This window comes from Rhodococcus sp. IEGM 1306, assembly GCF_036541985.1.
Taxonomy (GTDB): Bacteria; Actinomycetota; Actinomycetes; order Mycobacteriales; family Mycobacteriaceae; genus Rhodococcus_F; species Rhodococcus_F qingshengii.
Window position 1 is genome coordinate 706227 of the sequence record NZ_JAZHFF010000001.1, and the last position, 21777, is coordinate 728003.

Sequence of the window (21777 nt, forward strand, 5' to 3'; positions counted from 1 at the left end):
CCCGGCACTGCGGTCAGGATTCTGAACTATCGTGACGCGCGTGACTGCGCGCAGCGACGAGTTTCCCTTGGACGTCGACCTCATGTCGGTGGGGCAACTCGAGCGGAGAGGACGACTGACCACGGCGGTGGTCGAGATGCTGGCCGAGATGCCGTCGGATCGAATCCAGATGAAAGACGTCTCGGAGCGTTCAGGCGTCGCACTCGGAACGCTGTATCGCTACTTTCCGACCAAACAGCAACTTCTGGCTGCGGCGATGACGGCGTGGAGCGGTCTCGAATCGGTCCGTCGTCCTGAGAAGTTGCGGGCAGACGGTGGTGAGAACAACGCGTACGAGCGGGTTCTGGCACTTCATCGCCGCGAGATGAAGGCATTCGAGCGTAGGCCCTACTTCGCTCGGTTGGAGATCGAACTCCATTCGTCCTCGGATCAGTTCGTGATCGAGTCGTTGGATCTGCGCGCAGCGGCACATCGGAGAATGCTGTTCGAGTTGATGGACGGCGTCCCGGCCGAGACGGCGAGGGTTGCGGCCGTGGCAATAGGCGGCACGATGCTGACGGCCCTTGCGCTGTGGACCAGTGGCCGGATCGGATTCGCAGAGGCCCAGCGGAACGTCGAAGACGTCATCGGACTGGTAATTCGCTGAACGGTTGCAACCTAGAATTCAGTTCTTGTTTCTGCTGTCATGAACGCGAATTATCGCTTCGGCTTTGTGAAAACGAAGACGCAGGACGAGACCTTACCTAGAATTCACTTACAAATATGTCGGGGTGTCCGATCCAGGGATCGACGTATCCGTGAACTGTGAAAGTGAGTCGCAATGAAGCGCTCGTACCGAGTCCGCGCTCGAATCTGGATGGTTGTCCTGGCGTCGGCGACGCTGGTGGTGACGGGGTGCGCCGGTAGCAGCCAAGGTACGACCACGGATGCATCGGACGTGACGGTCGGAGTTGTCGGTGACCAGAACAACGGGGGAGAGCCGCGATCGGGTGGCACCGTGTCGTTTGCCACCTACAACGGGATCAGCAGTCTCGATCCGGCTGACCGTCAGGACGGCGGCGCTACCGGTGGTAGCGAAATGGCAGCCATCTACGACCTTCTCATGCGCTTCGATACGTCGGCGGGTGAATACGTCCCCCACTTGGCTCAGTCGTTGTCGGCCAACGGCGACAACACGGTGTGGACACTGAAATTGCGCGACGGCGTCACCTTCAGCGACGGCACTCCGATGGACAGTGCGGCAGTCCTGTGGAGCATCGATCACTATCTGCAGAAGAAGGGAACTCACGCGCTGGTGTGGAAGACCGCTGTGCGCGAGACGAATTCACCGGATCCGAGTACGGTCGTCTTTACATTGGCGCAGCCGTGGGACGAGTTCCCGATCATGTTCACCACCGGTCCCGGCATGATCGTCGCGCCCTCGTCGATGGCTACCGGCACGTTCACCCCGATCGGGGCAGGCCCGTTCACCGTCGAGAAGTTCGCCTCCCAGGACGAATTGGTGCTCGCTGCCCGTCCGACGTACTGGGACGGGGCGCCGTACCTCGAGAAGTTGCGCTTTCCGGCAATCGTCAACGAGAAGAGCAAACTGGAAGGATTGCACACCGACGGAATCCAGGTTGCCTATCTGAAGTCTCCCGACTTCATTCACGAGGCTTTCGAAGCCGGTGATCCCGGATTTGTGTACTCGGCCAGCATGGCCGGAGTTCTGGCAATCAATCAGCGCGACGATCGGGCAGCGAAGGACGAGCGCGTGCGTAAGGCGATTGTCGCTGCGGTGGACCCGAATACGTTCAACGAGCGAGTTCAGGGCGGCTTCGGCGAACCCGGCACCGACATGTTCGCGTCGTGGTCGCAGTGGCACGGATCGGTGGCCGGGAACGGCTTCGACCCCGAGGCGGCCAAGAAGTATCTCGCCGAGGCGAAGGCGGACGGTTACGACGGAAAACTGACGTACGTCGGGATGAACGATCCGGCGACGCAGCGCAGCGCACTGACGTTTCAGTCGCTCTTGCAGGCAGTGGGTTTCACGGTCGACATCACCTACGCAACCAGCATCAACGATCTGATTTCCATGCTGTACGCAAAGCACGACTACGACGTGTCCTACTTCGCGTTCAACGTGCTGGAAGAGTCACCGTTCGTGCGTATGTACGGCAACCTGTTCAGCGAATCGCCGTCGAACATCCTCGGTTACAAGAACGCTCGGATGGACGAGTTGCTCGGCAAGCTGCAAACAGCGTCGGGCGAGGATGAGCGGCGAGCCGTCATCGACGATATTCAGACCGTGGTCAACGAGACGGCGCCGATGGCCGTGGTCAACTCCGGCAAGGTCTTCATCCCGTGGCGCGAGAACGTGCACGGAGTGACCCCGAGTGCGGACGGGATTCTGCTCTTCGGCAATACGTGGTTGAGCTGACCCCCGTGCGCCTTTTTGGTAGTGCCCACTACCAAAAAGGCGCACAGGGGCTTTGCCCCTATAGCTCCGCTCGTACCAACTTCGCGGCTTCGACGAGGTTACGCAGTGACGCCTCGACCTCGACGGAACCGCGGGTCTTCAAACCGCAGTCCGGGTTGACCCACAACCGCTCGACAGGAACAGCTTTGAGTGCCTCACGCAGGGATTCGGCAATCTCGTCGACGCTCGGCACCCGCGGCGAGTGGATGTCGTAGACACCCGGGCCGACGCCGAGGTCGAACCCGACCGAACTGAGATCGTCGAGGACCTCCATGTGTGAGCGCGCCGCCTCGATGGACGTGACGTCCGCGTCGAGGCCGGCGATGGCGCCGATCACCGCTCCGAACTCGGAGTAGCACAGGTGCGTGTGGATCGCGGTGGAATCCGCGACGCCCGAGGTAGCCAACCGGAAGGCGCCGACCGACCAGTCCAGGTAGGCGCGCTGATCCTCGGCACGCAGTGGGAGTAGTTCTCGTAGAGCCGGTTCGTCGACCTGGACGATTCCGATTCCGGCGGCCTGCAGGTCGACGGTCTCGTCTCGAATGGCCAGTGCGACTTGATTTGCCGAGTCGGCGAGGGGTTGGTCGTCGCGGACGAACGACCAGGCCAGAATGGTGACGGGTCCGGTGAGCATGCCCTTGACCGGCTTGTCGGTCAGGGACTGCGCGTACGTGATCCAGTCGACGGTCATCTGTTTCGGGCGGGAGACGTCGCCGTACAGAATCGGCGGACGCACGCAGCGGGTGCCGTACGACTGGACCCAACCGTTGGCGGTGGCGAAGAATCCGTCCAACTGCTCCGCGAAGTACTGGACCATGTCGTTGCGTTCCGGCTCACCGTGAACAAGAACGTCCAGGTCCAGCTTTTCCTGGAGCGCAACAACTTCGGCAACTTCGGCGCGCATACGGTTGACGTACTCGGCTTCGTCGATCTCGCCCGTGCGCAGTGCTGCGCGAGCGATGCGGATCTTCGAGGTTTGCGGGTACGAACCGATAGTCGTCGTGGGCAGCGGCGGCAGAGAAAGCAGTTCGTCCTGGGCAGCGCGACGTTCGGCGGCGGGCGCGCGACCGGTCGCCGAGTTCAGCACGGCGGCCAGGCGTCCCCGAACACTCGCATCATTGAGTCTGCGATCGTCCTTGCGGGTCGACGCGGCCGCTCGTGCCAGAGCGAACTCGTCCTCCACCGACTCTCGGCCCTGTGTGAGAGCGGTTGCGAGAGTTACTACTTCCTTGACCTTCTCGGTGCCGAACGCGAGCCACGTGCGCAGGGCCTTGTCGACATCGGCCTCTGCGTCGAGAGTGTACGGAACATGCAGCAGGGAGCACGATGTGGAGACGGCAAGAGTATCCACGCTGCCCAACAGAGCACCCAACGTGCTCAGTGCCGAATCCAGATCCGACCGCCAGATGTTTCGTCCGTCGACCACACCGGCGACGACCAGTTTGCGGGCGAGTTCGGGGACGGAGCCGATCGAATCCTGACCGGCCACCAGGTCGACGGCAAATCCTTCGACGCCGGTGGACGCAAGCGCGGGCAGCGCCTCACGCAGCGAACCGAAGTACGACGCCAACAGGATCGACGGCCGCTCGGACAGCGCTGAAAGCTGTTCGTACGCAGCGCGTGCCGCTTCGATTTCCTCGTCGGTGCGATCGCCCACGAGGGCCGGTTCGTCGAGCTGAACCCAGCTCGCACCGGCCTTCGCGAGCTGACCGAGTAGATCCGCGTAGAGGGGGAGTAGTTCGTCGAGTCGCGAGAGCAGCGGCTCGTCGGTGCCGACAGCCTTCGAGAGCAGCAGGAAGGTGACCGGTCCGATGACGACCGGGCGGGCTGCAATGCCGTCGGAAAGTGCTTCTGCCAGTTCGGACAAGACCTTGGACGGGTCGAGTGCGAACGTGGTGGACGGCGAGATCTCCGGCACCAGGTAGTGGTAGTTGGTGTCGAACCACTTCGTCATTTCGAGCGGCGCGATGGTGTCCGTCCCACGGGCAGCGGCAAAGTAGCGGTCCAACGGATCGGCGACCGACGCGACGCGGTCGGGCAGCGCGCCGAGAAGAACTGCGGTGTCGAGCATCTGGTCGTAGAAGGAGAAGGTATTGACCGGGACGGAGTCGAGGCCCAGGTCACGGAGGTCGGCCAAGCCCTGCCGACGGAGGTCACGGGCGACAGCCTGCAGGGCGTCGGCGTCGATGCGCCCTGCCCAGTAGCTTTCGGTTGCCCGCTTGAGTTCTCGATGAGGACCGATGCGCGGTGAGCCCAGCACGGTCGAAGTGAATGTTGTTGTCACGGAGTTTCTCCAGATTGCCAATGCACTGATGGCCACTGCCGGCAGACGGGTATACCTCACGAGACCCCGAGTTTCAGCGGGCAGCACTGCCCGCACCGCACACGAGGTCCGATGGAGATCTACACGCCCATTCCACGAGGCGGTGGACCGTCGGGCACGGCGTGCCCGACACAGTCGGCAGGTCTTCGGACTCGCGGGCACTCGATCGAGTTGGATCGAACCTACTGGCCGTCGCTTCCCAGGCGGATGCCCAGTGCACATGAACGGCGGTCGTTCCTGCTTACCGCTGCGGGACAGTCCCGGATTTTCACCGGGTTCCCTCTCACCCCGACAGCTTGCGCTGACGGAGCTTCGACGCCGGGACCGGTCTTCGGGGCTCCTCATGACCGTGCCGGGCGAACCAGCTGCATCGACCAGCATAAGGCCAACCCTCCCTGAACAGTCAAGGAGAGTCGGCGAAGGGCGCTATGCGCGTGACATGTAGGAATTCGAGTCCGGTGGTACGCGCGGAAGATTTTCGGAGGAACGTAGATTCTCCGCCATTTCGACAAGCAGATCCTGTGAAGACGGTGAGAGGTCGACGACACGGGAGGTGAGGTTCCGCAGGCGCACGTTGTGCAGCTGTTCGAGGAGGGAGAGGTCTGCCTCGCCACCTGAGATCGCGGGCGGAGTGTGATCGGACGGGGCGTAGAAGTAGTCCGGATGGACCTTGAAGAAGTGGGCGAGGGCGGCAACCACTTCGGGTGACGGATTGGTTCGGACGCCGGTGCGCAGTTGCGACAGGTACGGCGTCGAGATACGGCAGCCGAACTCGGTCATGCCGCGAACGACCATCGCGTTGGTGACGTGAAAGTCGGCAGTCTCGAACAGCGAGTTCAAGCGATCGTTGAACTGGTTCGACATGAGACGTCCCTTCCCCCGCTACGCACAGGCTCCGTCGATTCAATTAACTGCATCATAGCCAGGTATCGAACGATTAGCTGTTTCGGATTCTCGCGAAGCGGTCGTTTGCAGGGAAAATCCCTAGGGTAGAAGGTCCCTACTTTGAGTGATCTGGACAAATCGCCATCACGAATCGAACGGCGAACTATTTGCCGGGGAAGGCTATTCCAGACGCGCGGATCAGAGCCAGCCGTTCGACTCGGCGATTCTGACGGCTTCCGCGCGCGTCGACGCACCCGTCTTACCCATCGCGGATGACAGATGATTTCGAACTGTCCCGGCAGACAGGAAGAGCGCCCCTGCGATGGCTGCCACGGGTGCGCCGTCGTGAGCGGCGCGCAGTACTTGGGTCTCACGCTCCGTCAGGGGCGACTCGCCGCTGACGAGGCTGTCGGCCGCAAGGGTGGGATCGACGACGCGCAGTCCGGCGTGGACACGCCTGACCGCGTCGGCAAGCTGCCTGGCGGGGGTGTCCTTGACGACGAACCCGCCGGCCCCGGCGTGCAGGGCTTTACGAAGAAATCCGGGACGGCCGAACGTGGTGACGATCAGAACCCGGGTGTCGGGCGCTGCCTCGCGAAGGGCCGCCGTCGCGGCGATTCCGTCCATGCCGGGCATCTCGACGTCCAGAAGCGCGACGTCCGGGCGGTGTTCGAGAACGGCGGACACCACCTCGTCGCCGCGACCGACCTCGGCCACCACGGACAGGTCGGATTCCAGATCGAGCAGCGCGGCCAAAGCTCCTCGCACGAGCGCCTGATCGTCCGCCAAGAGCAGCCGTATGGTTGCTCGATCGCCCTGGCTGTTCACTCTGTCTCCTGTTCGACTACCTGAAGTGCAAACCCCTGCGGCTGGGGATGAGTGATGATCACTCGTGCGCCCGACGCTCCGGCGCGCTCGCGCAATCCGATCAGACCGTTTCCGGAAGACGTCGACTCGGCCCCTCGTCCGTCGTCGACGACCGACGCACTATTTTCGTCGACCGTGATCCGGCAGTGGGTCGCACCGCTGTGTCGAACGACGTTGGTGACGCCCTCACGGATCGTCCATGCAAAGAGTTCCCGAAGACGCGTGGGAACCATGTCGGTACTGCTCGGCACCTCGTCCTCGATACCAGCCGCACGCAATGCCTCTCGCGCTCGGGCTATCTCGACGGGAAGAGAAATCCCACGAAATCCTTCGACGGCCGAGCGCACGTCTGCCAACGCGTCACGCGAAAGTCTTTCGAGGTCGTCGAGTTCGTTGCGCGCACGTTCGATATCGACATCGAGTAGGCGATTGGCCAGTTCGGCTTTGATCGTGATGACGGTCAGCGAGTGCCCGAGGATGTCGTGCAGATCGCGCGCCATCCTCGTTCGCTCCTCCATGATTGCCCGCTGCTCCTGCTCTTCGCGTTCATGGAGTATGGCGAAGTTGCGGCTGATCAGGGACATGATTCCCCAGGTCGCGAACGCGGCCGCGCAGACTCCGAGTGAGAGTCCGGAGTAGTTTCCCCATCCGGACGAGAGGCTGACTATCTCCACGGAGGCCGCGAACACCAAAGCGAGAATGCCGCCGGCGACGGTCGGCAACAGCGTCACCGCTGTCACCGCGAGGTACGGTGCTGCTGCCAAACCTGTCGGCCCGACGCTCACGATCATCACAGCGGCCAACGCGGTCAAGGCGGACAGAGCCAGTGCAGCTTCGCGAATCGTCGGCCGAGTCATCGTCATTCGACGCCGCTGCTGCGTTGTGGCGAAGGTGTAGAGGTAGAGGGCACTGAAGGCGATCGTCGCGAGAATCCCTGTCCAGCCGCGCAGTTCGTCGCGTAGATTCCATCCCTCGATCAGCGGCCCGCCGAGAAATACCATCCAGACCGCCGCGAAGAGAACGCCGAAACGATTCCGCCGCGGGAGCGCGACGGAATCTTCTCGGTCAGTCGTTTGCGACAACTACACACGCTCCGTATCTCGTTGGAACCGCCAGATCGCTCCGCCGGCGAAGATGGCGAACCACACCAGGATATTGACGATCCAGGTCCAGTGAATGCTATTGCCCGTCAACGGTGCGTGGGCGAGGGCGTTGATGCCGAACATCGGGGTGAACTGTGCGATGGTCGCCCATACGGAACCGTCGGTGAGTGGTACGAAGAGTCCGCCGCCGAATGCGAGCAGAGCCAGTCCCGGTCCGAGCAACTGCATGACGTTCTCACTGGGGAGTAGGTACCCCATGAACAGGCCGAAGGCCGCGAAGATCGACGATCCCAGCCAGGCGATCAATGCCGTTGTGAACCAGAGTGATCCGTCCATCTGCGCCGAGGTGAACGCGCCGACGACGTAGACCACGAGAATCGAGACGAGACCGAGCAGCATCGCCATGATCAGTTTGACGGCGATGTAGGCGACCGGGGTCAGGGGAGTCAGCCGAAGTTGTCGGCTCCACCCGGACGCTCGTTCGATCGAGACCATCGCGCCGCCGCTGGTGGTGGCCAGCATCGCGCCGTACAGGGCCATGCTGATCATGATGTACGCGGCGACATTGCCGTGCCCGATCCCGTGGTCGTCGTCGCCTTGACCGAGACCGAAGACGAGGAAGAAGACAACCGGCATGACGAGCGTGAAGATCATCGTGCGCCGGTTGCGAGTCAGGCGACGAAATTCCAGTCGCAGTAGCGTCGTGTTGAATCCGCCGAGAGGTACGACGGTTCGCTCGGCTCCGTAGGTATTCGCTTCGGTTGCAGTGGTCATCACTTCTGTCCTTCGGAGTTGTTCGACGTGAGTGCGATGAATGCGTCTTCGAGGCCACGCGAGACGATTTCGAGATCGCGAGCCTGCGTATTGGTCAACAGGAACCGTGCAACGGCATCGGTGTCGCCCGAGTGCACGAGCAGCGACTCACCGCGCACCTCGACGGCGTCGGAGTTCGGTATGGCTCGCAGGAGTTCGTCGGTGATGCCTGGAACAGTCGCGCGCAGGGTGCGTCCGGACGCCATCGCCTTGACCTCGGCGGTGGTCCCGTCTGCGACCACGGTGCCTTGCCTGACCAGGATGATGCGGTCGGCGTAGACATCGGCCTCTTCGAGGTAGTGCGTCGCAAAAAGCACAGTGCGACCGTGATCTGCGTCGGCGCGGATGGCGGACCAAAAGTCCCGACGCCCTTCGACGTCCATGCCGGTGGTGGGCTCGTCGAGAATGAGCAATTGCGGGTTCGACAGCAACGCCATCGCAAATCGCAACCGCTGTTGTTGTCCGCCTGAGCATTTGCTGACCAGGCGATCGGAGATGTCGAGGATTCCGGCTCTCCCCAGCACTTCGTCGACCGGACGGGATTGGGAGTACAGGCTGGCGGTCAGCTGCACAGTCTCGGCAACCGTCAGCTCTTTCAGTAGTCCGCCGGTCTGCATGACTGCCGAGACGAGTCCGCGGGCAATCGCCGATCGAGGTGACATTCCGAAGACGCTCACCTCGCCTGACGTCGGCCGGGACAGGCCGAGGATCATGTCGATGGTTGTCGTCTTGCCTGCGCCGTTCGGGCCGAGGAACGCGACGATCTCGCCGGGGCGGATGCTCAGGTCGATACCTTTGACGGCGTCGACGGTTCCGAAACTCTTGCGAAGTCCGGTCAACCGGACGGCGTCGTGTGCCGATCCTTCAGTGCGTGTATGCAGTGCCTGTGGTGAATGCCGTGCCTGTGTTGAGGTCATACATAGAATCTGCTCGCTTCGAGGTCGTGATCCCTCGTCTGTCCGTCATTCTTCTGCCATGACATTTGTCATCGGGTCGGCCGGTATCTGTTTCGGTGCAACCTGACCGAGGCGCGCGAGGACCAACCCCGCGATGATTGCTGCGCCACCTACAGCTTGGAGTGCGGTGACGGATTCCCCGACCAGGATCCACGCGGCGACGACCGCGCACAGCACTTCGGTCAGCGCTACCAGAGACCCGATTGTCGGCCCCAGCAGCGTGATCGCGGCGATGCCGGTGAGATAGGCAATGACAGTGCTGACCAGGACCAGGACCACCACCGGCAGCCACACGTTCACCGAATGGTCTGCCACGACTGCGTTCGAGGCCGAGAACTGGAGGGGGAGGACGCCTACGAGTCCGAGCGCGCCGATGACCACCGCACTGACCGTGAGCCCCGATGCCGCGAGCACAACTGGATGGAGATCACCGTCCGCACGTTCGGAAATGACGAAATAGACTGCAAGGCATGCCGCGGCGGCCAGTCCCCAGGCGACTCCGACGGCACTGATCTCTGCCGATCCGAAGACGTCGATCACCACGGCGGCGCCGATCAAGGCCACCGCCGCACCGAGAAGCGTCTGCACGCTCGGACGCGCGCCCTTGGTTATCCACACCCACCCGATGACGATGATCGGTGCAAGGTACTCGAGAAGCAATGCGACGCCGACCGAAAGATGTTGCACGGCATTGAAGAAGCACAGTTGAACGCCCGAGATCGCGAACACCCCGTACAGCAGTACCGTTCGCGTGTGGGTGCTCACCTGTCGTAGGCGAGGCCATTGGGTGGCTACGGCGATCACCATCATCACCAGTGCGCCGCCGGCAACGCGCGCGAACACTGCGCCGCCGGGGGACCACCCTGATTCGATGAGAGATTTCGCGAACGGGCCCGATACGCCGAACGTTGCCGCGGACAGCAGAGCGAAGATCAAGCCGTTGCGAGAGTTCACGTCGTCACCCGTCAGGAGTAAAAGCGATTACGATGCTGACATTAGGTTGATACGGCTCAGGAGTCAAAGTGCATTTTGCTGGTGACACGGAATCGGCGCTCGTCTTCGCCGCGTCGTTGGTCAACACGGCCCGCGGCGGGGCCGAACTGCTTCCGGATCAAGAGGAGCTGACACGGTTTCTCGACGCGGATCGCTGGACCGGCAGGCGGGACGGCACACCGGAGGAATTGACGGCGGTTCGTGCGCTGCGTCCACGACTGCGAAAGTTCTGGGAAGCCGCAGGAGTGGACGACGCCGTCGAGGTGGTGAACACACTGCTACTCGAATCGGGCGCGAGGCCGCGGCTCACCAGGCACGACGACCTCGGCTGGCACCTGCACGTCACCGCTGACGATTCGCCACTGGTGGACCGGATGGCCGCAGAAGCGGCGATGGGTGTGCTCGATCTGATCCGAACCGACGAATTCTCGAGGTTGCGATGGTGCGAGGCCCCGGACTGCGAAGCGGTCTTCGTGGATTTGTCGCGCAATCGTTCGAAGCGATACTGCGACACCGGGAACTGTGGGAACAGGGCGCACGTCGCCGCCTATCGTGCCCGTAAATCCGGGGCGTGACCAAGCGGCGTTCGGAGGGATAGAACCAGGCTGAGTGAATACCTTGTCGGGAGCCAGGATCGGTCTAGCGTTGTGAATTCGGAACAGATTTCGCGAAGCCAGGAGGATGGTCGGTGGCCGATCGTAGGCGTCCACTCAAGACGGTGACCGGTGTCAGCGGGGCGGTGAGTATCTACGACGCCGCGATCGATCCGACGACTTCGACGGTCGCGTCCGCGATCGACGTCGCAAAGACGGCCGAGGCGAACAAGATCGACGGACTGTTTGCCGCCGACCTGCTGAGTTTCGGTGCGCAGGGCGCGATCGGTGCGCAGGAGCCGTTGATCTTCCTTGCCGCGCTGAGTGCGGTCACCACCCATGTGGGGCTCATCGCCACCGTCACGACGACGTTTCATCACCCATTCAACCTGGCACGGTTGTTCGGCACCCTGGACCACGTCAGCAATGGTCGAGCCGCATGGAATGCCGTCACTTCCTCACTCGGAGAAGAGAACTACAGCGACCTGGACCTGCCGAGTCCGGAGGAGCGGTACGCCCGAGCGGCCGAATCGCTCGAGGTGGTCAACGCGCTCTTCGACAGCTGGAAGCCCGGCGCCTTGATCCGGGGAGAGGGCTCTGCGGTGCTAGATCCGTCGAGGGTGGTCCCCATCGAGCACCGAGGCAAGTACTTCACCGTGCAGGGGCCGTTGAACATTCCATCCCTGCCGCAGCGTCGTCCGGTCCAATTCCAGGCAGGCCAATCTGCCGGAGGTATCGAACTGGGTGCTCGCTTCGCCGAGGTCGTATTCACTTCTCTCGCAACCTTCGAGGACGCGGTCACCTACACGAAGACCATCCGCGCCAGGGCGGCAGAGTTGGGGCGTGGGGACGAACTGCCACTGATTTTCAGCTCGTTCCACGCAACGTACGGCGCTACCGAAGCCGAAGTCGAACGATTGGTCAGAGAAGCCGAGGAATCGACGGACTTCGACGCCGGACGCACCAGGCTTGCCGACATGTTCGGCGGTGACGTGGATTTCTCGGAATTGCCGCTGGATCGGCCGATCCCGGAGTCGTTGTTGCCGGACCCGTCGTCGGTGAATCGACGACGGGGCCGGGTCGAGATCTTCGGCAAGCTCGCATCACAAGGAAAGACTCTGCGTGAGTTGATCATCGCGTCCAAGGACACCGGCCACTGGGCAGCGGCGGGCACCCCGGAACAGCTCGCGGACGCGATCGAGGAACGATACGACGCGGGCGTACTCGACGTCATCACGCTCGGTGACCTTGCCGATCCGCGTACACGCGATTTCGTCACGAACGGGCTGCTGCCGGAGCTGCGCAAGCGCGGAATCGTGGGATCCGACTACGTCGGCGGTACCTTTCGCGAAAACCTCGAGTTGCCACCGCTGCCACCGGTTTCCGGTGTCTAGTTGTTGGAAGCGAGTGAGCGCATGAAGAACATGAGGTTGGCCGGTCTTTCCGCGAGGCGACGCATGAAGTAGCCGTACCACTGGCTGCCGTAGGGAACGTAGACCCGCAGGTGATTGCCTTCGGCTACCAATCTGCGTTGTTCGCCGTCGCGGATGCCGAAGAGCATCTGGAACTCGAAATCCGCGGCTGTCCGCTCGGTCAGTGTGGCGAGTCCGAGGGCGGCGTCGATCATGGTGGGATCGTGGGAGGCCACCATCGGGTATCCGTCACCTTCCATCAAGACCTTCAGGCAACGCACGTACGACGCGTCGACTTCGGCGGCCTTTTGGAACGCGACGCCGGCCGGTTCCTTGTATGCACCCTTGCACAGCCGAATTCGTGAACCTGATCCGGAGAAGTGCCGGCAGTCGGCCTCGGTGCGGTGTAGGTACGCCTGCAGGACCGTGCCGAGCGTCGGGAAGTCGCGGCGCAACTCTTCGACGATGGACAGTGTCGAGTCGGTGGTGGTGTGATCCTCCGCATCGACGGTGACCCACGCGCCCACTTCGTCTGCCGCTGTGACGATTCGGTGAGCGTTCGCCAGGGCGATCTTCTCGCCGTCACCGGGAAGTGACTGCCCCAACGCGGAGAGCTTGAGCGAAACCTCCAGGGAGTGTTGCGTCCCGGCAATCTCGGAAAGCGTTGCGTACGAGCGGAGAAGGGAGAGATAGGCATCGACGGTAGCTGTTGCCTGAGCCGGATCGGTGGTGTCCTCGCCGAGGTAGTCGACCGTCACGAACCGGCCACTGGTGAGGATGTCGCGCACCGCTGACATCGCTGCGGGTTCCGCGTCCCCGGCGACGAACCTGTCTACAAGCTTGCGGGTCAAGGTCATCCCGGAGACTGTCTTCTCCAGTCGCGACGAGCGTGCCGCCGCGAGGAGCACCGGGCGCAGTGGGTTGCTCAGCGAGACGGCACTCATCAACGGTTCTCGGTCTCGGCTGGATCGACGTCTTGGTGGGGGTAACGATGATCGGTGGGAGGAACGAAGGTTTCCTTGACGGTGCGTGTCGACGCCCAACGGAGCAGATTCTGCGGCGAACCGGCCTTGTCGTTGGTACCCGAAGCCCGCGCACCTCCGAAGGGTTGTTGTCCGACAACCGCTCCCGTCGGCTTGTCGTTGACGTAGAAGTTTCCGGCGGCGAACCGCAGACAATGATGAGCTTGATCGACGGCCGCACGGTCGGTGGCGATCACGGCGCCGGTCAGGGCGTAAGCGGATCCGCTGTCGACGCGCGCGAGGACGTCGGCGTAGGCATTCGGTGCGGAGTCGTCGTAGACGTGAAGCGAAAGGATGGGACCGAAGTACTCGGTGCTGAAGGCTTCGTCGCTCGGGTCGTCACCGAGTAGGACCGTCGGTGAGATGAAGAATCCTTCACGGTCGTCGTAGTCGCCGCCTGCTGCGATGGTGAGGCTGCTGGTCGACTTGGCGCGGACGATCGCGGCGGCGTTGCGGTCGAACGAACGCTGGTCGATGACGGCGCCGCCGAAGTTCGTCAGGTCCGTGACGTCGCCGTACTTCAGTGACGACACTGTGTCGATGAACGTGTCGCCCATCTTGGCCCACACCGACTTCGGGATGAACGCCCGTGACGCGGCCGAACATTTCTGGCCCTGATAGTCGAAGGCCCCGCGAATCAATGCCGTCGTGAGTACGTCCGGGTCAGCGGAACTGTGTGCGAGTACAAAATCCTTGCCGCCGGTTTCGCCGACGAGACGCGGATACGTCCGGTAGTTCGAGATGTTGGCTCCGACCTCACGCCACAAACGCTGGAACGTTGCGGTGGATCCGGTGAAGTGGATACCCGCCAGTCGGGGGTCGGCAAGCGCGACCTCGGACACCAAGGGGCCGTCGCCGAGAACAAGATTGATCACCCCGGGCGGGAGGCCGGCAGCTTCGAGTAGTTGCATCGTCAGGTACGCCGCGACGGCCTGCGTCGGTGACGGCTTCCAGATCACGGTGTTGCCCATCAGGGCCGGTGCTGTGGGGAGATTTCCGGCGATGGCGGTGAAATTGAAGGGAGTGATCGCGTAGACAAAACCTTCGAGTGGACGATATTCGACGCGATTCCACACTCCCGGAGCGGAAACGGGTTGGTCGGCGAGTATCTGACGTGCGAACGCGACGTTGAAACGCCAGAAGTCGATCAGTTCGCAGGGCGCGTCGATCTCGGCCTGGTATGCGGTCTTCGACTGGCCGAGCATTGTTGCGGCGGCGATGGTTTCGCGCCACGGGCCGGAAAGTAGATCGGCGGCGCGGAGGAAGACCGCAGCGCGGTCGTCGAACGAGAGGTCGCGCCAGGCCGGGGCGGCGAGTGCGGCGGCGTCGATGGCATCACGAACGTCCGAGTGGGTTGCGCCCGCATACGATCCGAGCACCGAACTGTGACGGTGTGGTTGAACAACGCTCTCTCGCTTACCTTCCGCAGTTCGGTGGATGCCGCCGATGACCTGCCTGATGTCGGTCGGCGATTCGGCCAGTTCGGTCAGTTTCGTACGGAGGCGCGATCGTTCCGGGCTTCCCGGCGCGTAATTGTTCACCGGCTCGTTGGCTGGGTGGGGGACATTGGTAACGGCGTCCATGACGATCCTTCGGCAGACTCAGGAGTGGGCAGTTGTCGTGTCGTGAACCAGTCAAGCCGAAAGGAGTCGGCGAGTAATCCGCTGAGCGGCCAAACATCGGTGTCCGTGTTTGTCCGATCGGCTGAACCGTTTTCGCAGGAAAATGCACTATTCTCGAAGTTGAGGCGTTGCGACGGTCCGGGGAGTGGGTGGTACGTGTCTATCCGTGGGGTCAGGCTCGACGCGGTCCTTCGGGCGCTGGGCGGAGCTTTTGTCGAGCTCGTCCTCGCGCCGTCGGGTGATGACGTCTTCGTCGACTCCGTGGTGTTCGCAGAGGTCGGGGACCTCACGCGCCCCAGAACCGCGGCCGTCGAATCCTCTGAGCTCTGGCTCGCTGTCGGTATCGGCGCAGCCGAATTGGCGGCCTGGCTGAACCGCCTCGATCAGAAGGGATCAGCGCCTCGGGCCGTCATGTCGAAGGAGGCCTCGGACACGTCGGTGCGTGCGGCGGCACAGCGCGCCGGGATCGCCTTGATAGCGGTCCATCCGGATGCTCGTTGGGATCGATTGTTCACGACCATCCGGGGCGTGCTCGATCATTCGGTGTCCCGACAGGATTCGGACGACATCGTATTCGGTAGTGACACAGACTTGTTCGAGCTGGCGCAGAACGTCGCCGCAATCACGCGGGGGATGGTCAGCATCGAGGACGAGCATTCCCACGTCTTGGCCTATTCGGCATCGGGAGATGCTGCGGACGAGCTACGTCGGCAATCAATCCTCGGCCGCGAAGGACCTCGCGAATACCTCAGAAAGCTACAGGAGTGGGGCGTCTTCGAGAGCCTGCGGCGAAGCGACGACGTAGTGGAGGTGCCCGCTCACGACGACCTTGCGATCAGGCGACGGTTGGTGGTTCCGATTCGGAGAATATCCGACAATGTCAAGGGGGAGAGCGGTTTCAGCTCTGATCTTCTCGGCACGATCTGGGTGCAGGAAGGCCCGGTTCCCATTGCCGGCGATGCCGACAGCGTGCTCCGCGGTGCCGCGGCCGTTGCTGCTCGGCTGATTTCGCGCATCCGAGACGCGCCGAGTAACGAGGCGATACAGATTCAGCGGTTGCTCGGGGTTCGCGGCGGCGGTGTCGACGTTCCTTCGCTCGCGGCCTCGTTGACCATCCCGATGTCCGGACCGGCGATGGTGGTCGGAGTGGCGAGTATCGGAAACGGTGGGCTGCCGTCTTCGGGCGAACTCGTGTCGTCTTTGCGACTGCACGCCAGCGCCTTTCAGCGTGAATCGCTGGTGAGTGCCGTCGGCACCCGGATCTATGTGCTGTTTCCGCGAACCCAATCCGTGAAATCCACAGTCTCGTGGACCCGCGAAGTTGTCGCGCGTTTGGACAAGGTGTCGCCTTCGGGGCTACGGGCCGCGGTCTCGTCGCCGGTTTCGACGCTTGCGGAGGTGGCCCAGGCTCGGGCCGAAGTGGATCGGGTCTTGGACGGAACGTCGGGGGATGTTCGTGTGACCACCCTCGCGGACTCGCGCACACCGGTGCTGCTGGGCGAAATCATGGACACCATTGCGGCCGACGAGCAACTGCACGATCCGAGAGTCGACGCCCTGGACGTCTACGACAGACGCAACGGGTCGAACATGCGCGAAAGCATCTCCGTTTACCTCGCACATTCGGGCGATGTCCGACGTGCATCCGAGCAGCTTCGGATTCACCCGAACACCCTCAGGTATCGGATCAAGAGGGTCGAGGAGATCACGGATACCGACCTCTCCGAGCCGTCGGCCAGGCTGTTGATGGAGATTCAGTTGGCGGCGTCTGCTCGGGCAGTGAGTTCGCCGAACCTGTCGGACCCCAGTAGTACTCTTCGCGAATGATCGACTCAGCGAAGGTGCCAGGCGCAGCGCGCGCGTATTTCGACGGCGGCGACGTCCGCGGCGTTTTCACCGAAGACGCAGTGGTTCGTGACGACGGCCGGACGTATGTCGGGATCGAAGAAATCGTGGCGTGGAAGTCCGCCGTGTCGACGGCGTTCACCTTCACCCAGAAGATCGAGTCGGTCAACACCCCAGGCTCGGCCGTTGTCGTGTCGGTGAAGGTCGAGGGTGATTTTCCCGGAAGCCCCGTCCAGTTACATCACCATTTCACTCTCGACGGTGATCGGATTTCCGCTCTCACGGTGTGCCCCTGATGCCCACCGCTGACGAACTGCTCGCGAAATCCGTCGTCGCCGATCTGGCAGGCTGTCTAGAGCGAGCCTCCGGTCACACACGCCTCGCCCTCGTTCGGGGTAGTACATCCGAATTCGACGGTATGAGTCTCGGCGAACGTACGCGCGTTGTGCGGGACGCGATGACTGCCGAACTGCCTCAGGATCTTCCGGCCTTCGCCGAGATCATCCGCCGTGCGCTTTCAGAAGAGACCTTCACCGGTTGGATGATCTGGCCGGTGACCGAAGCCGTCGCCGTCACGGCGACACGAAGTGGCTCCGAGTCGGATTTCGACGAGGGAATGGCTCTGCTTGCCGAGTTGACGTCGCGTCTGACGGCCGAATTCGCAATTCGCTCATTTCTCGAAACGAACCTTGACCGTTCGCTGGCGATCGCACTCACCTGGACCGGCCATGAAGACGAACACGTCCGGCGCTTGGCGACCGAAGGCACTCGTACTCGTTTGCCCTGGGGAAGACGAGTGAAAGAATTGACGGCGCGTCCCGAGTCGACAATCGTCATTCTCGACGAGCTGTATCGGGATGATTCGGAATATGTACGACGTTCGGTCGCAAACCATCTCAACGATCTCAGTCGTGCTGACGCTGGGCTCGCAGTATCGACTGCGAAGCGTTGGCTGCAGACACCGGATGCCAACACACTGAAAATCGTCAAACATGCATTGCGGACGTTGATCAAGGCCGGCGATCCAGATGCTCTGTCCCTCTTGGGGTTCTCGCCGCCCACCGACGTCGTGGTCGAGGGGTTCGTCATCGACCGCGAAACAGTTGATGCGGGTGGAGAACTCACCTTCGACTTCGCCGTCACGAACAATGGCAGCGAGTCCGTCACCGTCGTGATCGATTACATCGTCCACCACGTGAAGGCCAACGGGCAGACGACGCCCAAGGTCTTCAAACTGACAACACGAACGCTGGAACCCGGGGTGCCGGCCCGTATCGCGAAGAGGCATTCCTTCAAACCGATCAGCACCCGGAAGTACTACGCCGGCGAACATGCCGTCGAGGTGCAGATCAACGGCGTACGCCAGGTGCGAGGTGTATTCCGTTTGGACGCGTGAGGAGATCCGGCCTAGACGCGGAGACCGGCAAATATCGGGATCGGGGCTATGCGGACCGTCGTCCAGATCAACACGAGTGTCAAGATCACAGCCGGTGACCAGCGCAACTGATGCCAGAGCACGACGGGTCTTCCACGGGTGCGGGCGGTCGTCCACGAGACGTACGTGAACGCCAGTGCAAGCAGCATCACGAGGCCAAACGCATTGAAACGCATCGCTGCACCGAAATCGCCGTGGATGAGGCTGTACACCATCCGAGTGCTACCGCAACCGGGACAATTGACGTTGAACAGCGCTTTGGTCGGACAAACGGGAATGACCCCACCAGGTGTGGTGGGGTCACTCCAGGAGATGAAGGCGCACAGCGCAATTGCCGTGAACGCAACTGCCGCTGGCGCCTTCAGTGCGGCGAGTCGTGATATGTCATCGTTCTCGGTGTCACCACAATTCGGTGTCATTGCAGTTCGGTGTTTGGCCGTCGATCAGTGTCGCCGGTCGGCGTCGGCGGTCACAGGGAACTCGATCCGGCAAGGACGACGACAAAAAGGAAGTACAGAACAGCGACGGCAACACCTGCGCCGACTGACCACAAGGCGAACTTCTTGGCATCGTCAGCTGATTTTCGCGCAGCGTCGAACTGACCTTGCGCCCACAAAGTGTTGACCTGGCTTGATTTGACGATCGAGACGATGCCGAGCGGGAGGCAGCAGAACACTGTCACGAGAATCGCCCAGACCAGATTGTTGTCCGGCGGAGGGCCGACCGGTTGTTGCTGGCCGTAGTACGGGTTCTGCGTCATTGGTCACCTAGCGTTCGGAGAAACAGGGCGTTCGGAGAAACACCCTCTGACGTGCGAAGAGCACGGGCAGGTGACAACATAATCCGTTTCCGAGTGAGTCAGTATCGACTGTTCGTATGACAGAGAATCCGGTTGATTTCTGATTCGGAAGGCGATCCCGAAGACGTCAGCGCATGACCTGTACCTGCTCGGCGATGTCAGCGGCCAGGGCCATCGCAGTCAGAGCGAGGCCGTTGTTGAGGTCATATCGCAGATGCCCGACATGGCCGTCCTGGACAGCGCGGACTCGTTTCCACGTGGGCGACTCGGCTTCCACAGCGTCGGGGTTCTGTAGCAAGACGAAGTCGGCCTGGTCGAAGATCGCAAGCTCCTCGAGGCTGTAGAAAGTCGAATCCCTCCGATCCGGTGCGGCATGGGCAGCGTCGGTCAAGACGTTCAAGCCGAGGTCCTGCGCAACCGAGACGGCGAACGTGTTGTTCTGCAGCCAGATCTGACCGCTGTCTGCGCCGGCGATCGCAATCGACTTGCCTTCGAGGAGACCACCGATCTTGGCCCGCGCTTGTGCAAGTTCGGCGTTGTATCGGGCGATGACGCGTTCGGCGACTTCGCGGCGATCGAGAGCCGTGAGCTGCGCGGTCATGGCCTGCTTCCACGACGAGCCCGTCGTGCCCTCGTCGACGACGAGCACCGGTGCGATGTCAGTGCCGAGCAGGCCCTTGTCCTGGTAGTAATTCCACCAGCCTTTCCCGACGACCAAAAGATCGGGGTCGTGGCTCAGTATCGATTCGGCATTCGGTTCGTTGTTCGTCCCACCGAGGCGAGCCGCGCCGGCGGGTACCTGGCGCATGAGTTGAGACTTCGGATCCCAATTGGTCGCGACGATCGGGTACTCGGCAAGTAGTGCAAAATCGAGGGCGCCTCGAGCTTCGAGCACCACGACACGCTTGGGGTCCCGCGGCAGGCGGTAGGCCTGGTCCGCGACGACGATGTCGACCCACTCGTCCGAGGCTTCGGTGCCGCTGGATTCGCTCGAACATGCAGAGAGCGCGCCTAGTGCACCGAGCGCCGCCGCACCGGCCAGGAATCCGCGTCGTGTCAAGGAATCGATCAGACGGGTGAACTCGCCGTCCACATCTCTTGTCGACTGCAAGGGGGTATCGGTCGCAAAAGGGGACACCGTCGGGTGGAAGGTTTCGGTCGATTCGATCACAGGCATGAGAAGGCGCAGCTCCATCTGATGTTCCGGGCATTGGCAGGTGCCTGACCAACGTATTCGAATTCCGTAGCCGGAGCCTTGCTCGAAAGCGCCAATCGCTCAGCGGATTTGGCCATTCGTCACGGACTCGTGCCACGGGACGCTCCCCTCGGATTCGGCTCGTCGTGGAGGGGCGCGCCCATCTGATCCGAACTCGAGGTATCGTGGCCGACATGCAGCGCGTCTATTTCTGGTTTAGCAGGCCGGCCCCGGGTGGGCCTGCCGGCGTAACCACGCGCTGACAACCTCCACCCAAGAGCCGGACTACAGACCGGCTCGCTGGAGTTTCTCTTCATCTCTGGGGTCGGCCTGAGAACAGGAAACCGAAAACCCCATGACTGTCACCATCGACACCACCACAGCTTCGGACAGCCTCGACGATCAGCGCACTGTGAGTATCAGTCCGCTCGTGTCACCGGCGACTGTTCGTGCTCAGCACGCTCCGGACGAGGTTGCCGCCGCCACTGTGCGCACCGGTCGGGCCGACACCATCAACATCCTCAACGGTGACGACGATCGTTTGATCGTCGTAGTCGGTCCGTGCTCTGTGCACGATCCGGAAGCGGCGATGGACTACGCCCGCCGGTTGGCCGCCAAGGCCGACGAACTGCGGGACGATCTGCACATCGTCATGCGCGTCTACTTCGAAAAGCCGCGCACCACACTCGGGTGGAAGGGCCTGCTCAACGACCCCCACCTCGACGGCACGTTCGACATCAACACCGGGCTCGGTATCGGCCGCAAGTTGCTTCTCGACGTGTCGAGCCTGGGCCTGCCAGTCGGCTGCGAGTTCCTTGATCCGATCATGCCTCAGTACATTGCCGACCTGGTCAGCTACGGTGCGATCGGCGCCCGGACCGCCGCCAGTCAGGTTCACCGTCAGCTGTGCAGCGCGCTGTCCATGCCCGTCGGTATCAAGAACTCCACCGAAGGTGACGTGCAGGTAGCCGTCGACGGCACCCGCGCCGCGGCAGCGAGCCACGTGTTCCCCGGAACGGACCTCGACGGCCAGGCTGCCTTGATCCGTACCGCGGGCAACCCCGACTGCCATGTCATTCTTCGTGGCGGTAGCGACGGACCGAACTACGATGCCGAGACAGTCGCGGACACCCTTGCCCGCCTGCGTAAGTCGAACCTGCCCGAGCGCGTGGTCATCGACGCGAGCCACGGTAACAGCAGCAAGGACCATGAGCGTCAGGTCATCGTGCTCGACGACATTGCCCGACGTCTGACCGAGGGCGAGCAGGGAATCGCCGGCGTCATGTTGGAGAGTTTCATCGAGGCCGGCCGTCAGGACCTGACCTTGGGCAAGGCGGACGAGCTCACCTACGGCCAGTCGATCACCGACGCGTGCATCGACTGGTCCACCACCGCAGCGCAGTTGGACCGTCTGGCGCAGGCCGTTGCGGCTCGGAGGGGCTGACGCCCCCGTGCG

The 21777-nt window shown here is 62.5% G+C and carries 20 protein-coding genes and 1 riboswitch; of the genes, 8 read left to right on the forward strand and 12 right to left on the reverse strand.

The window, feature by feature from the left end; translation table 11 throughout:
- The first annotated feature begins 31 nt into the window (after positions 1-31).
- Both V3587_RS03520 and V3587_RS03525 read left to right on the forward strand, forming a co-directional pair.
- Complete coding sequence (locus tag V3587_RS03520; RefSeq protein WP_003939912.1) at positions 32-646, forward strand: TetR/AcrR family transcriptional regulator; 615 nt, start codon at positions 32-34, stop codon at positions 644-646.
- 174 nt (positions 647-820) lie between these two features.
- On the forward strand, positions 821-2419 hold the full coding sequence (locus V3587_RS03525; protein ID WP_063315878.1) for an ABC transporter substrate-binding protein: 1599 nt from the start codon (positions 821-823) through the stop codon (positions 2417-2419).
- Positions 2420-2477: 58 nt separating this feature from the next.
- Here V3587_RS03525 and metE read toward each other — a convergent pair whose 3' ends face one another.
- The 7 genes from metE to V3587_RS03560 all read right to left on the reverse strand — a co-directional run bounded on the left by metE (position 2478) and on the right by V3587_RS03560 (position 10359).
- Positions 2478-4742: a 5-methyltetrahydropteroyltriglutamate--homocysteine S-methyltransferase gene (gene metE / locus V3587_RS03530; RefSeq protein WP_283376130.1), complete on the reverse strand. Its 2265-nt coding sequence runs from the start codon at positions 4740-4742 to the stop codon at positions 2478-2480.
- A 159-nt stretch (positions 4743-4901) separates the two neighbouring features.
- Positions 4902-5126, reverse strand: a riboswitch (cobalamin riboswitch).
- A gap of 81 nt (positions 5127-5207) precedes the next feature.
- The gene (locus V3587_RS03535) at positions 5208-5645 is read right to left on the reverse strand and encodes a helix-turn-helix domain-containing protein (protein ID WP_003940179.1); all 438 of its coding nucleotides are present in this window, start codon (positions 5643-5645) and stop codon (positions 5208-5210) included.
- A 219-nt stretch (positions 5646-5864) separates the two neighbouring features.
- A complete protein-coding gene (locus tag V3587_RS03540) occupies positions 5865-6494 on the reverse strand; it encodes a response regulator transcription factor (protein WP_003940330.1) in 630 nt (209 codons plus the stop codon).
- Positions 6491-7615, reverse strand: a complete 1125-nt coding sequence (locus tag V3587_RS03545) for a sensor histidine kinase (RefSeq protein WP_054831249.1) — start codon at positions 7613-7615, stop codon at positions 6491-6493. Before V3587_RS03545 ends, V3587_RS03540 begins: the two co-directional genes overlap by 4 nt.
- A complete protein-coding gene (locus V3587_RS03550; RefSeq protein WP_019745005.1) occupies positions 7616-8410 on the reverse strand; it encodes an ABC transporter permease in 795 nt (264 codons plus the stop codon).
- On the reverse strand, positions 8410-9366 hold the full coding sequence (locus V3587_RS03555; RefSeq protein WP_042921758.1) for an ABC transporter ATP-binding protein: 957 nt from the start codon (positions 9364-9366) through the stop codon (positions 8410-8412). The genes V3587_RS03550 and V3587_RS03555 overlap by 1 nt, the downstream gene beginning before the upstream one ends.
- A 45-nt stretch (positions 9367-9411) precedes the next feature.
- Positions 9412-10359: an EamA family transporter gene (locus tag V3587_RS03560; RefSeq protein WP_003940332.1), complete on the reverse strand. Its 948-nt coding sequence runs from the start codon at positions 10357-10359 to the stop codon at positions 9412-9414.
- 68 nt (positions 10360-10427) lie between these two features.
- On the opposite strand from V3587_RS03560, the gene V3587_RS03565 reads away from it, so the two are divergent.
- Both V3587_RS03565 and V3587_RS03570 read left to right on the forward strand, forming a co-directional pair.
- Positions 10428-10973 carry a CGNR zinc finger domain-containing protein gene (locus V3587_RS03565; RefSeq protein WP_003939872.1) on the forward strand — a complete coding sequence of 182 codons (546 nt, stop codon included), beginning with the start codon at positions 10428-10430 and terminating at the stop codon, positions 10971-10973.
- Between the two features lie 113 nt (positions 10974-11086).
- Positions 11087-12385: an NtaA/DmoA family FMN-dependent monooxygenase gene (locus V3587_RS03570; protein WP_058226146.1), complete on the forward strand. Its 1299-nt coding sequence runs from the start codon at positions 11087-11089 to the stop codon at positions 12383-12385.
- Here the strand turns inward: V3587_RS03570 and V3587_RS03575 are convergent.
- The gene (locus V3587_RS03575) at positions 12382-13347 is read right to left on the reverse strand and encodes a proline dehydrogenase family protein (RefSeq protein WP_003940479.1); all 966 of its coding nucleotides are present in this window, start codon (positions 13345-13347) and stop codon (positions 12382-12384) included. The two genes, V3587_RS03570 and V3587_RS03575, sit on opposite strands and share 4 nt — an antisense overlap.
- Positions 13347-15008, reverse strand: a complete 1662-nt coding sequence (gene pruA / locus V3587_RS03580; protein ID WP_283376131.1) for an L-glutamate gamma-semialdehyde dehydrogenase — start codon at positions 15006-15008, stop codon at positions 13347-13349. Before pruA ends, V3587_RS03575 begins: the two co-directional genes overlap by 1 nt.
- Before the next feature lie 195 nt (positions 15009-15203).
- On the opposite strand from pruA, the gene V3587_RS03585 reads away from it, so the two are divergent.
- From V3587_RS03585 to V3587_RS03595, 3 genes are read left to right on the forward strand one after another with little or no spacing between them, the layout of a single operon-like run.
- Positions 15204-16874 carry a PucR family transcriptional regulator gene (locus V3587_RS03585; RefSeq protein ID WP_047270998.1) on the forward strand — a complete coding sequence of 557 codons (1671 nt, stop codon included), beginning with the start codon at positions 15204-15206 and terminating at the stop codon, positions 16872-16874.
- Entirely contained in the window at positions 16871-17188 is a 318-nt protein-coding gene (locus tag V3587_RS03590; RefSeq protein ID WP_007733586.1) for a nuclear transport factor 2 family protein, read from the forward strand. Before V3587_RS03585 ends, V3587_RS03590 begins: the two co-directional genes overlap by 4 nt.
- On the forward strand, positions 17188-18288 hold the full coding sequence (locus V3587_RS03595; protein ID WP_283376132.1) for a DNA alkylation repair protein: 1101 nt from the start codon (positions 17188-17190) through the stop codon (positions 18286-18288). Before V3587_RS03590 ends, V3587_RS03595 begins: the two co-directional genes overlap by 1 nt.
- Positions 18289-18299: 11 nt before the next feature.
- Here V3587_RS03595 and V3587_RS03600 read toward each other — a convergent pair whose 3' ends face one another.
- The 3 genes from V3587_RS03600 to V3587_RS03610 form a co-directional block, all read right to left on the reverse strand.
- The gene (locus V3587_RS03600; RefSeq protein WP_003940294.1) at positions 18300-18746 is read right to left on the reverse strand and encodes a DUF2752 domain-containing protein; all 447 of its coding nucleotides are present in this window, start codon (positions 18744-18746) and stop codon (positions 18300-18302) included.
- Positions 18747-18796: 50 nt separating this feature from the next.
- Complete coding sequence (locus tag V3587_RS03605) at positions 18797-19087, reverse strand: CD225/dispanin family protein (RefSeq protein ID WP_003940575.1); 291 nt, start codon at positions 19085-19087, stop codon at positions 18797-18799.
- A 166-nt stretch (positions 19088-19253) separates the two neighbouring features.
- Positions 19254-20321: an ABC transporter substrate-binding protein gene (locus tag V3587_RS03610; protein ID WP_193595005.1), complete on the reverse strand. Its 1068-nt coding sequence runs from the start codon at positions 20319-20321 to the stop codon at positions 19254-19256.
- 355 nt (positions 20322-20676) lie between these two features.
- Between V3587_RS03610 and V3587_RS03615 the strand changes: the two genes are divergently transcribed.
- Positions 20677-21765, forward strand: coding sequence for a 3-deoxy-7-phosphoheptulonate synthase (locus V3587_RS03615; protein ID WP_030535319.1), 1089 nt, complete (start codon positions 20677-20679; stop codon positions 21763-21765).
- Positions 21766-21777: the final 12 nt, after the last annotated feature.